A 14,801-nucleotide genomic window follows, 5' to 3' on the forward strand; every position below is an offset into this window, starting at 1 on the left:
GATCGCTACCTTTTTATTAAAGAAGGCCCTTTAAAAAGTGCCTTCTTCTATCTCACTAATATTTATTTGAAATTTCACGATCCAAACTGAGAAAAGGTGGACAAGAAGCGCAAACGCCATACATGCTCCGCTTAAAAAAGTTAGTATAGGATGCGAATACACGTGCCCTAATCCATAGGATATCGCCACGAAAAACATTGTTATGTAAATATAAATTGCTCCATGTATTTGCCTCATATAAACCTCCTTTTCCCATATTATAACATAAATTTTCTGATTATTCACATTAATTAATTGTAATCAATATTTCTCAACTGTTACGCCTCTTACAGCCGCCTTAATATATGTTGCTCCTTGTAAACCTTGTAAATCCTCTGTTTTCCCTGTTACAACTACACCGTATATTGGTAGGTCTTTTGGTTTCGTGTTTTTTATTTCTTTATACGAATCTTTTGCATCATCCATATGTCGTTCATCTTCTGCTAATGTTTTCATTGCTCCTACAAATCCTTTTGAATTCCTCTCAAAATCCATTTTCATGTCTTCTTCCTTTTTAGCATAGCTTCCAGTGAACCCATAGACATGAGTAGACTTTACTGCATTTAACACATTACCTGTTTTTGAGTCTGCTAAACCAACATGTTTATCCGGTTTCTTTTCATTGTATGTATCAACCCAAAACCAAACTGGTTGCACATTTTTAGGTAGTATTCCCATAATTTCATCCATCGTATACGCCTTATCAAACGACAAAGCCACTTCTGCGACTTTATTTTTCAGATCCCCGATTTGGTTTAAATCATTCACATAATTTACATACCTCATAAACGGTAAGTAAAATCGCATTTCACGTTGCATTGTTTGTATATTATAGTCTTTCCTCGTGTCAGATCCTTCTTGATTAGGCGGTCCTTCATCCAAATACGTATTTCCATTATGACTTCGGGACATATATCCCCACACATCATATTCATATATTTCATCTATCCACTTAACTGGTTGACCCGAAATATTTTTATATGAACTATACATAATAGAATCGCTCATTAAACCCATATTTAATTTTCTGTGAGAATAAAATTTTATGTTAGGACCCTTTACAGTTTGCTCTGCAAATACTCTTCTTTCCATCTCATTAAAGTTTTTTTGTTTTAAATATACTATTAAAGTGAAAGATCCAACAATCACTAATGTAGATGCAAAGATTGAGATGACAAAATTTCTAAAAAGCTGTTTCCTCTTCGCTCTCTTCATCAAAGTCTTCATCTGCTTATCATCCATATTCAAATCAAAGTCCTTCCGACTCATCGTTTCTCCTCCTATACAATTTTTTAAATTGATTTCTTGCATGGTACAAACTTGTTTTCACTGTTTCTTCTTTCATACTTAATAAAATGGCAATTTCTTTATAAGATAGTTCATATTCATATTTCAACAGTAAAATATGACGATAATCCTCCGTCATCGTCTCCAGTATTTCTTGTACTTCTCCTTGCAGTTCACTTGTTAAAAGCACTTCATCTAATGACTTTTGACCAATAAGAACGACCGATTCAATCGCAATTGGATTTAGTCTTTTTTCTTTTCGGTGTAAATCTCGGTGCTGATTGATCGCAACTCTAAATAGCCACGGCGTTAAATGCTCTAACGGTATTTCCTCCATAAGCAATAAAGCCTTATACAACGTATCTTGCACAATATCTTCCGCTTCTTTTCTATCTGCTCCAATCTTAATTAAGTATCCAAACACAGCTTTTGATTTCTCTATTAATAATGTTTCAAACGTATCATGGCTCATTCTGCTCTCCTTTCTATATACTCAACGTTTGAGAGCGTAAAATGTATACAGCTTTTCTTTAAAATTTTTTTCAAAATAAAAAGCACATCTATTTTGATGTGCTTCTCTCCAACATACTATTCTATTATTTCATTACTTCCTTCACAACATCTTGAATCATAACAACTTCTGTTTCCATATCAACAGACGGTGTTTCTTCATCAATACATTCATACCAAAACGCTAAGTGCTTTTTATCAATTTCATGATGAGAATTTTCGACAAGAGCCCCGCCTTCTCCTTGCACAGAATACCAATATAAGTACTCTTCTCCATCTCTTATTTCCCGGAAAATTGTCTCTACATACATCTTTTCGTCGTTTAATGTCAAAAGCACTTCTTTCATATTATCATTAAGAAGCTGCATCCATTCATCTACGCGATGACTTTTACCTGGCTTGACTTTGAATCTTGTTAATTCTACGTTCATCTTTTATTCCCCCATTTTCTTGCGGACAAACAAAACATATTCTACTGGATTATGGAAGCTTAATTTACTAGCTAATTTTTGCGAGGGAATATTATCTACATTACAATCCCAGCATGGTGTAATATGATTTTGTATACACTGTTCAATGAAACGTGTTGCGACAGCTTGAGCTAACCCTTTCCCTTGATGTGCTTCATGTGTTGCAATATCAATTTCAGCAAAACCATTCCCGCTAAATATTGAGACGCATTCGGCTACAATCATCCCATCTTGTTCTATACAAAAACCAAAGCCGTTATTTAAAAACACTTCTTTTGATCCCCAATATTCTTTGTAATAATCCTCTGTAAATTCATTACTTCGTTCTATATCACTTTTATCAATACGTTTAATTTCATATGTATTTTTGTTTAATTCTATTTTTCTATCTTCAAAAACTTCTCTTTGAAATTGAAATGTCATTCGTGGGATGTTCCGAAATGCATTACTAAAACGCTCTTCTAACATCATTTCCCACTCGTCACTCGAAGTGAACAATGTAAATCTCTTCTCTGTTTTTTCAATAGCCATTTTTAAATATGCAAATAAATATTCGTTATAATTTTGATCATCCGTATCACCAAATAAATAATAGATACCATTAGCTGTACGAATTAGTCCTGCTGTTAATTTCTCGTTTGCAAAAACTTCACCATCTATCATTTGATCACATACCGCATGAGCAAAGGTTGTTGTCCTTGTATGACCTTCTAAAATCGGAAGGATTTTTCTATACTGGGCTACAGATAATTTTTTCATAATTGCTCCACTTTAATCGTATCCGCCTCTATATTTTCAAAACAAAGATTTACCGTTCTCTTGAATGCTCTCGTTCTATGGATCGTGCATGCTGGAATTAAGATAGAATCATTTGGCTTTAAAACCGCCGTCTCTCCATCTTCAAAATCGATAAGTAGTTCTCCCTCTAGCACAATAAATAATTCATCCGAATTAGAATGATAGTGCCAATCATATTCACCAGTAAATACGGCGATTCGTAAACAATGATTATTTACATTTGAAACGACGAAGTTTTTATGTTGTTCTTGAATGTCCTTTGTTAATTCTAATAAATTTACAGTTTCCATCTTTCGTCCCACCCTTTCATTAGTCGTTCTTCTGAAAAACTAACTTAGTCTCCACCACCTCCGCAATCTCCTCCACTATCACTTGAGCTGCTACAATCGTTGCTACTGTAATCACCAAATCCGCTTGATGAGCTTGAATCGGATGAAGATTTTTTTCTCTTTTTTCTTTTCCTATCTCTCTTACTTTCATAACTAGGCCATACTTTATGAAAGAATATAACGAATAAGACTAATTCTATTACAACAAGGATAAAAACTAGACTACTCTCAATAATATTAGGAGTTATCTCAAAACTGTAAAACAGTCCAAATGAATACATACACAAAATCACATACAGAGCCATACAAATATATCGAAATGTTTTTTCTATCATAATGACTACTTTTTTTGAAAGAGGTATGTTCTGTTCCTGTTTTTTCTTTATATACTTTTGTCTTTTAGCTTGCTTTTTCTTCCTATTTTTACTCCCCATTGAATCTCCTCTATCGACTTTCATTTTTCATTTAATTCCAAATTATCACAAAAAACAACATCATAACAAGCAATATTTCTCGTAAAGTTTCATTTACCTTTTACCTAAAAATGGATATTATAAATGTAACAAATTTACAAAAAGGAGACTTTGTATATTTGATTAAAAATAAAGTAAAACAATTCCGCGTCGTTAGAGACATCACCCAAGAGCAATTAGCTTCCTCTGTTCAAATCACTAGACAATCCCTCATCGCTATCGAGAAGAATAAATACAACCCGAGTTTAGAATTAGCATTGAAATTATGTGAGTTTTTCAACTGTAAAGTAGAAGATTTATTTCAATTAGATAAAACCGGGGAGGAAAAAGAATGAAAAATACTTTTAATCAAGAGTTCATTTCGCATCTTACCATTTTATTGTTAGGTTCAACTTTTCTTTATTTCAATAGTAATGATGAAGAAAAGATTAGTTCTGTCCTTCTATTCACTGGCGTATACATACTCTTAGCCTTAATACTATTCATAGTGAAACGAATATTCTTTAAGAAAAAGAAGCACGATTCCGAGAAATATCCATTACCTGAGATGGATGAAAGAATCGAGAAGATGAGTTTAAAACTTATGGCGCAAATTTTCGGCCTCTCTCATTTAATCGGTTCTGCGATACTATTTATTTTATATATCACTGACAAAAATTCGATGATACGAGTTGAGTATGCCTTGTATTATTTGTTTGGTATTCTTTTCTTTACAATGATGTTCGGATTAAGAATTGTAAAGAAACTAGACAATTAGCCGTAGAGTAGAAAGCTGAAACAGATTAAATTTTCTTTAGGGATGGCTTTGCCATCCCTTTTCTGTTTCAGCTTCCCCTCATCAAACCGTACGTGAGGTTTTCCCTCATACGGCTTTCCGATGTTCTTCCTTCTTTGGCGTTCAGTTTTGTTCTATCCTCCTACTTTCACGAGTGCATATGTTGTTTTCTTCATCAAGTCCTTGATACGACCATGTTTCTTTCGAACATTTCTTTTCTTATTCCAAAAAAGGTTAAGTCGTTCTAGGACGTACCAGTCTATTTTACAGAGCCACTTCTGTCCAATTGAAGATAAGCTATAATAATTCTTGAATCCTTGCAGAATTCTATTTAAACCTTTCACCATCTCTTCCAATTGTAAATACAGTTTGTTCCTCGGCTCTGTGTATCTTTTAATGCGTTCCCGCATTTTCCTCATGGCTTTCTGGCTCGGAATATGTGCCATCACATGCACTTTCTTCCCGCCTTTCACATGTTTAGGGTATTTTCGGTGGTGAAATCCTAGAAAATCAAATCCCTCGTTTCCATCCCACGTATTCACTAGCTTCGACTTTTCTGTATGGATTGTAAGTTCTAACTTATTCATAATGGATTGTAGTATCCGAATACTCTCTAATGCTTGTTGTTTTGTTTGACATACGATGACAAAGTCATCCGCATATCGAATTAGTTCCCCCAAATGTTTACACTTCTTTTCCCAAATGGTATCCATATAGTTTAAATATATATTAGAAAGTAATGGAGATATCACGCCACCTTGTGGTGTACCTAATGTCGTTTCATGAAATTGCGCATGTTCCATGATTCCCGCTTTCAACCATTTTCTAATGAGTTTTAACACTCTTCGGTCACTGATTCTTCTTTCTACAAGCCTCATTAATTTGTCATGATTAATATTGTCAAAGTATCCTTGTATGTCTACATCTACAATCCAATGAGATGTTTTACTCGCTTTCCGTATCTTCGATATCGCTTGATGTGCGTTTCGTTTCGGGCGAAACCCATACGAACAGTCTTGAAAATCGGCTTCGAAGATAGGTTCTATCACCAATTTCGTTGCCATTTGTACAACCCTATCCTTGATCGTGGGAATTCCAAGCGGTCTTTGTTTTCCATCACCTTTTGGAATATACATTCTTCTTACAGCTTGTGGATGGTATGATTTACTTTTCAATTCTATATATAATTCATTGAGAAAGTTTCGTTCTCCATATTGATACACGATTTCTTCAATCGTCTGTCCATCAATTCCACCGCTTCCTTGATTTCGTTTTACCCTTCTCCATGCTTCAGCCAATATGTCAGGACGATATATTTTGTCATACAACGCGTGAAACCTACGACTTGAACTTTCTTTGGCACAAAGATATAAAGTCTTCCAAAGTTCTTGAGCTTTTACATCAGTGTAGTTAGCTAGTTTTCCAGCATTCACTCACTCTTACCTCCTTCCAACTTATGAACAAAGTAGAGGTCCTTCCCTACATAACGTTGTGTTGTCGTTATGATATTCAGTACTATGACCTCCTCCGACTCCCTCTTTACAGTCCACCATTTCGTATATGCTTATAGGTTTCCTCTCTCCTTTCTGAAAGAAAGGGCAAAGGAGGGTCTCCCCAGTTCCAGACACTACTTTCTCAACATACCGCCCTCCGTACCCCGAGGGATTCTTCGATGTCGTATTTCCAAGTTCTTTACATCTTCCATGGTCTTCGCCCATATTCACCAGGCTCGACTTCCCTTTGTCCTATTGCTAGGTTGCTTTTAACGAGGCGGCAAGGTTCACTTTATGTTACGGTCTGTTGATTCGCTCGCACTTCTAGTAGAAGTTACTTTGTCACAGGGCTTCAACCTTAGGATTTCTCCACCAGCTGCCTGTCAGCTACTAGGCGACTTGGCTCTTACCTAGGCTGGACTTTCACCAGCAAGCAGTGCCCAGCTTAGCTGGGCACGCTAAATAAAAAGCCCCTCCTTACAAAAGGAGGGGCTTACATGTATTTCTATTATGATAAAGCAGGAGCTTTTTCAAGAAGCTCTTTCGCATCAGCGTATTGTAAGCTGTGCGCTTCTGCAACTGCTTCGAATGTTACGTAGCCATCTAATGTGTTAATACCTTTTAATAATGCAGCGTTGCCTAGGCAAGCTTCTTTGTAGCCTTTGTTAGCAATTTGTACTGCATATGGTACTGTTACGTTTGTTAATGCAAGCGTTGATGTACGTGGAACCGCACCTGGCATATTTGCAACTGCATAATGAACAACACCATATTTTTCGTAAGTTGGGTTGTCGTGAGTTGTAATACGGTCAGTTGTTTCGAAAATACCACCTTGGTCAATCGCGATATCTACAACGACAGATCCTGGTTCCATCGATTGAATCATTTCTTCTGTTACAAGTTTTGGCGCTTTTGCACCTGGGATTAATACTGCACCGATTACAAGATCAGATTCTCTTACAGCTTCTGCAATGTTATACGGGTTAGACATTAAAGTTTTTACTTGGTTTCCGAAAATGTCATCTAATTGACGAAGACGTTCTGCACTTAAGTCGATGATTGTTACATCTGCACCTAAACCTACTGCAATCTTCGCTGCGTTTGTACCAGCTTGACCACCGCCGATAATTGTTACTTTGCCGCGTTTCACCCCTGGAACGCCTGCAAGTAAAATACCTTTACCGCCTTTGTTTTTCTCAAGGAACTGTGCACCGATTTGCGCAGACATACGACCAGCTACTTCACTCATAGGTGCAAGTAATGGTAAAGAACGATTGTCTAATTGTACTGTTTCGTATGCAATTGATACCACTTTGTTATCAATTAATGCTTTCGTTAATTCTGGCTCTGGAGCTAAGTGTAAGTATGTGAATAAAATTAAACCTTCGCGGAAATAACCGTATTCACTTTCAACTGGCTCTTTTACCTTCATAACCATATCTTGATTCCATGCTTCTTCAGCAGTTTCAACAAGTTTCGCACCAGCTTGTACGTATTCTTCATCTGTAAAGCCTGATCCTACACCTGATCCTTTTTGAACAAAAACTTCATGACCATTTTGTACTAAATGTACAGCTCCCGCTGGCGTCATTGCCACGCGGTTTTCATTGTTTTTAATTTCTGTTGGAATACCGATACGCATTATTAGTTCCCCCTTGAGTTATGAAATGACCCCTGAATCATTTTTTAAAGCGCTTTCTATACTCTTATATTCTAACATAATATCTCAATATTTGACAAAAAATAATACAAGTTTTCCGATAGATTTAACCTTACATTAAAGGACAGTATTATCCGTACCTCTCAGTATAAAGGATAAACTGTCCAATTGTTTGAAACTTCACTTTATTTAATTCTATCGATGTCTATGAATAACATCAACAGCACCTGTTACTTCAATAATCGTGCCAGTAATCATATCGGAATCTTCTTCACATAAAAACGAAATGGTTCTTGCAATATCTTCGCCTGTTCCAGATCTACCAATTGGTGTGTTACTACCTTTCAGATTTCGCGCTTCTTCAATCGTTGCTTCTTTCATTTCACCAATTATATCACCAGGGCAAACCATATTCGCAGTAATACCATATTCCGCCTCTTCGTAAGCTACTGTTTTCGTTAACGAGACAAGTCCTACTTTCGCAGCCGCAAAGGCCGAACGATAAATCCATCCAGGTGCGCTATCTGCCCCTTGAAATCCATAGTTAATAATACGGCCAAATCGCTGGTTTCTCATAATCGGTACGACAAGTTTTAATAAATGAAACACCGCTGTTAAATTACCCTGGATCATTTCATTCCATTCGTCTTCTTCGTAATCGACTAATTTTTTCCTTTCAAATACGTAAGGACCAGCATTATTAATCAAAAAGTCAATTTTGCCAAAACAGCTCATCGCTTCTTCTACTATTTTATGTAAATCTTCCTTTTTCGTGACATCCGCTTGCACGAACTGTAGACGTTCTTCCATATTTTTATATGTTTCTTTCATTGTTTCCATAGCAGCTATATCGCTATGATACGTTACTGTTACTGAATATCCTTTAGCCAATAACTTTTCTGTTACTTGCTTTCCTAAACCTTTCGTACCGGCTGTAATGAGCGCGTGTCTCACAAACATGCCTGCTACTAAAAATATAGACAAATGTACACTCTTAGAGTATTCCTGCTTCTACGTGTCCTGTCTCGCCACTAACTCGCTACTACAGTTTGATGTGACACTCCACAGGCGTAAATTCCGATGTAGCCCACCGTACAGATATACAATCTATTTACGTTAGTATTGTATATACTTTTGCTTGTAAAAGGTTGATTGACGCGTTCAAATCTCTATCCATTACATTACCACAGTCACATTTATATACTCGGTCAGATAGCTTTAAGTCTACTTTTTTTTGACCACAACATGAGCATAACTTTGACGAGGGATAGAATTTATCTACTTGACGTAGTTCGATTCCATACTCCTCACATTTCGTTAACAACCATGTTTTAAATGTATAAAAGCACTGCTTCGCAATTGCTTTAGATAGATGTTTATTCTTTATCATACCTTTCACATTCAAATCTTCTACTGTAATAAATCTTGGCTTGGTTTTCACCACATCATTTACAATAGACTTTACATACGCTAATCGAATATTTGCTAGCCTGGCATGTAGTTTTTGCACCCTAAGAATGTTTTTATCTATATTCGCTCTTTTATTAGCAACAGGTTGTTCACCTCTCTTTCTTATATTTTCAAATTTGCGTGATAAAGAGCGTTGTTCACGTTTTAACCGTTTTTCTTTCTTTTTTACTTGTACTGTTTTATTTATATTTTTGTGAGTTTTTCCATCGCTACGTACAGCGAAATCCTTCAGCCCTAAATCAATCCCTAAACCTATTTTATTCAGCATTGGTTTTACCCTTACTTCTTCTCTTTCACAAAGTACAGATACAAAATATCTTCCTGCTCTTTGATATACTGTGCCACTTTTTACAGTTGCATTTTTAGGGATATATCCATATTCTTTTAACCTTATCCAACCAATTGTAGGTATTTTTACTCTATGCCTTTCTACTGTCCAATCTGTTTTGTTATTTTTAGGAAAATAGCACTTCACATCTTGCTTCTTCTTTTTTTTATATCGCGGAAACTTAGATAAACCTTTAAAAAATCGCTTAAAAGCTTTATCTCCATTCGTAATCGCTTGTTTTACCGCTTTGCTCGACACCTCTTTAATCCACTGGTCGCACTCTTTTGTATGAATATTATTTAGCCATTTAGAAAATTCATAGCCACTAAGAAATTTCCCCTCAGATTCATATATCTCTTTATTTTTAGATAGATATAGGTTGTAAACATATCTGCACACTCCAATCGTTTGATGGATCTTGGTTACTTGTTCATTTGTCGGTTTAATCTCTATTAGATAGGCTTTTTTCATAGCTCTTCATCCTCCGACATTTTCTCTTTATATTTCCTCAATCCATATATTCTACAACTACATACATGAATGATAGATATCAAATTTTGAACAATTTCTTCTTGTGAAGACAACTTTTCATTCGTAACAATGATAACTTTGACTTCCATCTTATGAAGAAATTCCTTAAACCAGTCGTAACCAAAAACTATCTTTGTGTGCGATGATGATATTTGAAATATTTCTCTCCATACAGTCATCAATCCTATATTTCACTACGCATGTCGACGTTTACCTATATTTTTACTTACTGTTGTTTCCTTCTTTTAAATTGCTATACTCCATATGTAACAAGTTCTCGCTTCAATTACAACTAAAATGAATTAAAGTAAAGTTTTCAAAATTCTGTAACGTTTCCGACAAGCACATTACCAAAATTTGTTTTATAATAAAATTGTAAACAGTAATAAAAATGATTGGGAGGAATTTACTATGAATAATACATATACAAATATTTTAATTGCAGTGGACGGTTCTAAAGAAGCAGAAAAGGCCTTTAAAAAAGCAATTCAAGTCGCAAAACGAAACAATGCAACATTAACAATTGCTCATATCGTTGATGTGAAAGCATACTCAGCAGTAGAGGCTTATAGCCGCGCAATTGCTGAACGTGCAAATCTATTTGCAGAAGACTTATTAGAAGACTACAAAAAAACTGCGCTTGAAGCTGGTCTTGAAAAAGTGGAAACTGTATTAGAATTTGGTAATCCTAAATCTAAAATTTCAAAAGAAATCGCTCCAAACAATAAAGTGGATTTAATTATGTGTGGTGCAACTGGTTTAAATGCTGTAGAACGTTTCCTAATTGGTAGCGTCTCTGAACATATTATTCGCTATGCGAAATGCGATGTCCTTGTTGTTCGTGGTGACGAGGAGCAAGGTGATCTTTAATTTATAAATAAAACACCAAGTCCACATAGGCTTGGTGTTTTTCATTTCACATACTTCACTATAAATACGAGACAAGCCACAACAACAACAACAACAACAACAACAACAACAACAACAACAACTGCAACTGCCAACACATACGGCGGAAGGAATTTCAAAGACCATAGCGCCATCATTATCGTCGCAACAGTTAAGTACGTTTGCTTTGCATCTTCTGTCATTTTTTTACGAAGTAAGAAAACATACACATAACCGATTGGCGGCGTAATGAAGCAAAGAACATATATAATTTTTGATTTTAAATACCACTTTTGTTCGCCAAGTTTCTTTATGTCTTCTTCTATTCTCTTACTCTCTTGTTCTCTCACTTCTTCTTCAATCGGATCTTCCTCTACTCCTCGCCTTTCTTTCATATAAGGAAGAAAATGCATAAAAAAATAACATGCAAATACAATTGCCCAAAATTCAATATCCAATCTTTCTAGTGGAATATGCTCACTAAAAAATGCAGCAGCAATCACTAAAGAAAAACAATACGTTGTCATCCAAAATGAACGTTTTCTCTTTTTCCGTTCTATTTCTTTTTTATCTTTTACTTCTTGTACTTTCTTTTTTCTAGAAAGCCATACAGAAATACAGCAATCTACTACAAATAAAGTAAAGATAAATATTGCTATATGTATTGTTTCCACATTCTCAAATGAAAATATTTTTGGGAATGCAGCGTGTAATACAATTAGCGTATACAAAATTAACCCTACAAAATAAATACGTCTCATTTTCCATTCCTTTCTCATTTCCTAACATTACATTAACATACATTTTTTAGAAATAGACGGACAAAATATATGTGTTTAGAAAAGGAGGATGCTACATGGATGATTATGAACGTATTATTTTAGATGTGAACGGTACAGAACTCGAAATGTTAAATACGATTCGCGAGCATTTTAAAGAAAAACATGGTGTTGAACTAAGCCACGGTGCATTACTTAGAGATTTAATGGATATTGAATACATTCGAATTACGGAAGATCGACACAAGTATGATTAATCGATGAAAATTTAAGCCTAGAGCATATTGTTCTAGGCTTAATTAAATCCATAAAAAAAGGTAAGGTACTTTCTAAAAAAGCACCTTACCTTATATATCATATATCATTTAACTTCCAACAAACTCTATTGCTAACCCCTTCGCTTTCTCCAAAGCTTTTTCAATTTGCTCAAACCCTGTCCCACCAGCACTGTTACGGCGCTTTACAGCTGCATAAGGTGAAAGAACTTCATATAAATCTTCTTCAAATAACGGACTCATTTCTTTATACGTTTCAAGTGGTACATCTAATAAATAGATTCCTTTTTGCGTACAATGAAGAACTAGTTTCCCGACAATTTCATGAGCTTGACGGAACGGCAGTCCCTTGCTTGCTAAATAGTCGGCAATTTCTGTTGCGTTAGAGAAGTCTTGCGTCACAGCTTGCCCCATTTTTTCTTTGTTTACATTCATCGTTTCAATCATGCCTGCCATAATATGAAGGCATCCTTCCACCGTTTTCACTGTATCAAACATTCCTTCTTTATCTTCTTGTAAGTCTTTATTGTAAGCGAGCGGTAATCCTTTCATTACTGTAAGTAAGCTAAATAAATTACCATATACTCTGCCTGTTTTTCCGCGAATGAGCTCAGCCATATCTGGATTTTTCTTTTGCGGCATAATGCTGCTACCTGTCGCGTATTGGTCGCTCATTTCAATAAATTGAAACTCTTGACTACTCCATAAAATAAGTTCTTCGCAAAAGCGTGATAAGTGCATCATGAGCATAGATGAGTTACTTAAAAACTCTAATATGAAATCACGATCGCTTACCGCATCTAAACTATTTTCATAGATTCCATTAAATCCAAGAAGCTCCGCACTATATTCTCGGTCAATAGGAAATGTTGTTCCCGCTAGTGCTCCTGCTCCTAATGGTGAAATGTTAATACGCTTTAACGAATCTTCATAACGATTCACATCGCGCTCTAACATCCAAAAGTAAGCAAGAATATGATGCGCAAATGAAATCGGCTGTGCACGTTGCAAGTGCGTATAGCCGGGCATAATTGTTTCAATGTTATTTTCCGCTTGATGAACAAGAACAGTTTGCAATTGTTTTGTAGCTTTTATAATATCTTCTACTTTTTCTTTTAAATACAAATGCATATCTGTCGCTACTTGATCGTTACGGCTTCGGCCTGTATGAAGTTTCCCTCCTACTTCACCGATTCTTTCAATTAACATTTTTTCAATATTTAAATGAATGTCCTCAGCCTCGACTGAGAAATTCAATTTATTTTGTTTCGCTTCCTCTAGTAAATATTGAAGCCCTATCTTTATTTTCTCTGCTTCTTCTTTCGTAACAATGCCTTGCTTTGCTAACATCGTTACGTGTGCGATACTCCCTTTTATATCTTGATTTACTAATTGTTGATCAAAGGAGATGGATGCTCCAAACTCTTCAACCCACGCTTCCGCTTCTTCTGTAAAACGTCCGCCCCAAAGTTTGCTCACGCTTCCACCTTCTTTTGATTCACTTGGCTGTATACTTTCGTAGGTAAACCGAATAATGAAATGAATCCAACTGCTGCATCATGATTAAATTCATCCTGGGCAGTATACGTTGCTAATTTTTCATCGTATAAAGAGTACTCAGATTTACGCCCTTCTACAATCGCATGACCTTTAAATAATTTCACACGCACTGTACCTGTTACATTTTTTTGCGTTTCTTGTAAGAAAGCATTGAGCGCTTGTTTTAAAGGTGAGAACCATAAACCGTTATAAATTAATTCTGTTAGTTTTTGCTCAATCATCGGTTTGAAATGAGCGACCTCTTTCACAAGTGTTAAATCTTCAAGCTCTTTATGCGCTGTTATTAATGTCATTGCTGCTGGGCATTCATATACTTCACGAGATTTAATACCGACAAGGCGATTTTCTACATGGTCGATACGTCCCACGCCATGTTTTCCAGCTAAGGCATTTAACGTTTTAATTAGTTCTGAGAGTGGGTATGCAGTGCCGTTTAAAGTCGTCGGTACTCCTGCTTCAAATCCGATTTCTACAAACTCTGGTTTATTCGGTGTATCTTCTAATGCTAATGTCATCTCGTATGCTTCTTCTGGCGGCGCTGCCCATGGATCTTCTAAAATTCCACATTCGTTGCTGCGTCCCCATAAGTTTTGATCGATTGAAAACGGGCTATCTAAATTAATTGGAATCGGTATATCGTTTTCTTTTGCATATGCAATTTCTTCTTCACGTGACCATTTCCATTCACGTACAGGCGCAATAACTTCTAAATATGGATTCAACGCTTGAATAGAAACTTCAAAACGAACTTGGTCATTCCCTTTCCCTGTACATCCATGTGCAACTGCACTTGCGCCTTCCTGCTCTGCAATTTCTACTAATTTTTTTGCAATAAGCGGACGAGATAATGCAGAGACAAGAGGATATTTCCCTTCGTATAACGTGTGAGCTTGCATCGCTATCAATGCATATTCATTCGCATATTCTTCTTGAACATCAATCATATATGATTTAATTGCACCTACTGAAAGTGCTTTTTCTTTTACAAACGCTAAGTCTTTACCTTCCCCTAGATCTAAGCAAAGCGCGATAATATCATAATTCTTCTCTTGTAACCATTTAATTGCAACGGAAGTATCAAGACCTCCGGAATATGCTAATACAACTTTTTTCTTCTCCATTTTGCATCCCCCTAA

At 35.9% G+C, this 14,801-nt stretch carries 18 protein-coding genes; 4 read left to right on the top strand and 14 right to left on the bottom strand.

Annotation, left to right across the window (positions count from 1 at the left end):
• Nucleotides 1-30 precede the first annotated feature (30 nt).
• The 7 genes from MKY70_RS23950 to MKY70_RS23980 form a co-directional block, all read right to left on the bottom strand.
• A complete protein-coding gene (locus tag MKY70_RS23950) occupies nt 31-237 on the bottom strand; it encodes a hypothetical protein (RefSeq protein ID WP_002088956.1) in 207 nt (68 codons plus the stop codon).
• 63 nt (nt 238-300) lie between these two features.
• Nucleotides 301-1,308, bottom strand: coding sequence for an anti sigma factor C-terminal domain-containing protein (locus MKY70_RS23955; RefSeq protein WP_341025855.1), 1,008 nt, complete (start codon nt 1,306-1,308; stop codon nt 301-303).
• Entirely contained in the window at nt 1,289-1,798 is a 510-nt protein-coding gene (locus MKY70_RS23960) for an RNA polymerase sigma factor (protein WP_341025857.1), read from the bottom strand. The genes MKY70_RS23955 and MKY70_RS23960 overlap by 20 nt, the downstream gene beginning before the upstream one ends.
• 124 nt (nt 1,799-1,922) lie before the next feature.
• The gene (locus MKY70_RS23965; RefSeq protein WP_002067488.1) at nt 1,923-2,267 is read right to left on the bottom strand and encodes a DUF6176 family protein; all 345 of its coding nucleotides are present in this window, start codon (nt 2,265-2,267) and stop codon (nt 1,923-1,925) included.
• A 3-nt stretch (nt 2,268-2,270) separates the two neighbouring features.
• Nucleotides 2,271-3,065, bottom strand: a complete 795-nt coding sequence (locus tag MKY70_RS23970; protein WP_341025859.1) for a GNAT family N-acetyltransferase — start codon at nt 3,063-3,065, stop codon at nt 2,271-2,273.
• Nucleotides 3,062-3,394: a cupin domain-containing protein gene (locus tag MKY70_RS23975; RefSeq protein WP_002129379.1), complete on the bottom strand. Its 333-nt coding sequence runs from the start codon at nt 3,392-3,394 to the stop codon at nt 3,062-3,064. The genes MKY70_RS23970 and MKY70_RS23975 overlap by 4 nt, the downstream gene beginning before the upstream one ends.
• 44 nt (nt 3,395-3,438) lie before the next feature.
• On the bottom strand, nt 3,439-3,867 hold the full coding sequence (locus MKY70_RS23980; protein WP_137076057.1) for a hypothetical protein: 429 nt from the start codon (nt 3,865-3,867) through the stop codon (nt 3,439-3,441).
• Between the two features lie 110 nt (nt 3,868-3,977).
• Between MKY70_RS23980 and MKY70_RS23985 the strand changes: the two genes are divergently transcribed.
• Nucleotides 3,978-4,241, top strand: a complete 264-nt coding sequence (locus tag MKY70_RS23985; RefSeq protein ID WP_002003636.1) for a helix-turn-helix transcriptional regulator — start codon at nt 3,978-3,980, stop codon at nt 4,239-4,241.
• The gene (locus MKY70_RS23990) at nt 4,238-4,663 is read left to right on the top strand and encodes a hypothetical protein (protein ID WP_012261815.1); all 426 of its coding nucleotides are present in this window, start codon (nt 4,238-4,240) and stop codon (nt 4,661-4,663) included. The genes MKY70_RS23985 and MKY70_RS23990 overlap by 4 nt, the downstream gene beginning before the upstream one ends.
• A gap of 152 nt (nt 4,664-4,815) precedes the next feature.
• Here the strand turns inward: MKY70_RS23990 and ltrA are convergent, their stop codons facing one another.
• From ltrA to MKY70_RS24010, 4 genes are all read right to left on the bottom strand, one after another.
• Entirely contained in the window at nt 4,816-6,114 is a 1,299-nt protein-coding gene (gene ltrA, locus MKY70_RS23995) for a group II intron reverse transcriptase/maturase (RefSeq protein WP_088031616.1), read from the bottom strand.
• Nucleotides 6,115-6,682: 568 nt separating this feature from the next.
• A complete protein-coding gene (ald, locus tag MKY70_RS24000) occupies nt 6,683-7,816 on the bottom strand; it encodes an alanine dehydrogenase (protein WP_341025863.1) in 1,134 nt (377 codons plus the stop codon).
• A 213-nt stretch (nt 7,817-8,029) separates the two neighbouring features.
• Complete coding sequence (locus tag MKY70_RS24005) at nt 8,030-8,794, bottom strand: SDR family oxidoreductase (protein WP_445662078.1); 765 nt, start codon at nt 8,792-8,794, stop codon at nt 8,030-8,032.
• Nucleotides 8,795-8,945: 151 nt separating this feature from the next.
• Entirely contained in the window at nt 8,946-10,103 is a 1,158-nt protein-coding gene (locus tag MKY70_RS24010) for an RNA-guided endonuclease InsQ/TnpB family protein (RefSeq protein WP_341025868.1), read from the bottom strand.
• 471 nt (nt 10,104-10,574) lie between these two features.
• On the opposite strand from MKY70_RS24010, the gene MKY70_RS24015 reads away from it, so the two are divergent.
• Nucleotides 10,575-11,033 (top strand): universal stress protein, encoded by a 459-nt coding sequence (locus MKY70_RS24015; RefSeq protein WP_002164984.1) that lies wholly within the window; start codon nt 10,575-10,577, stop codon nt 11,031-11,033.
• 41 nt (nt 11,034-11,074) lie between these two features.
• On the opposite strand, the gene MKY70_RS24020 is transcribed toward MKY70_RS24015, so the two are convergent.
• The gene (locus MKY70_RS24020) at nt 11,075-11,812 is read right to left on the bottom strand and encodes a hypothetical protein (RefSeq protein ID WP_341025870.1); all 738 of its coding nucleotides are present in this window, start codon (nt 11,810-11,812) and stop codon (nt 11,075-11,077) included.
• Nucleotides 11,813-11,907: 95 nt separating this feature from the next.
• Here MKY70_RS24020 and MKY70_RS24025 point away from each other — a divergent pair, with 95 nt between their 5' ends.
• Nucleotides 11,908-12,087 carry a hypothetical protein gene (locus MKY70_RS24025; protein WP_002034316.1) on the top strand — a complete coding sequence of 60 codons (180 nt, stop codon included), beginning with the start codon at nt 11,908-11,910 and terminating at the stop codon, nt 12,085-12,087.
• Between the two features lie 108 nt (nt 12,088-12,195).
• On the opposite strand, the gene argH is transcribed toward MKY70_RS24025, so the two are convergent.
• Both argH and MKY70_RS24035 read right to left on the bottom strand, forming a co-directional pair.
• Nucleotides 12,196-13,584 carry an argininosuccinate lyase gene (gene argH / locus MKY70_RS24030; RefSeq protein ID WP_341025872.1) on the bottom strand — a complete coding sequence of 463 codons (1,389 nt, stop codon included), beginning with the start codon at nt 13,582-13,584 and terminating at the stop codon, nt 12,196-12,198.
• On the bottom strand, nt 13,581-14,786 hold the full coding sequence (locus MKY70_RS24035; RefSeq protein WP_002143375.1) for an argininosuccinate synthase: 1,206 nt from the start codon (nt 14,784-14,786) through the stop codon (nt 13,581-13,583). Before MKY70_RS24035 ends, argH begins: the two co-directional genes overlap by 4 nt.
• Nucleotides 14,787-14,801: the final 15 nt, after the last annotated feature.

The sequence above is a fragment of the Bacillus sp. FSL R9-9492 genome, assembly GCF_038007365.1.
In the GTDB taxonomy this organism is placed as follows: domain Bacteria; phylum Bacillota; class Bacilli; order Bacillales; family Bacillaceae_G; genus Bacillus_A; species Bacillus_A mycoides.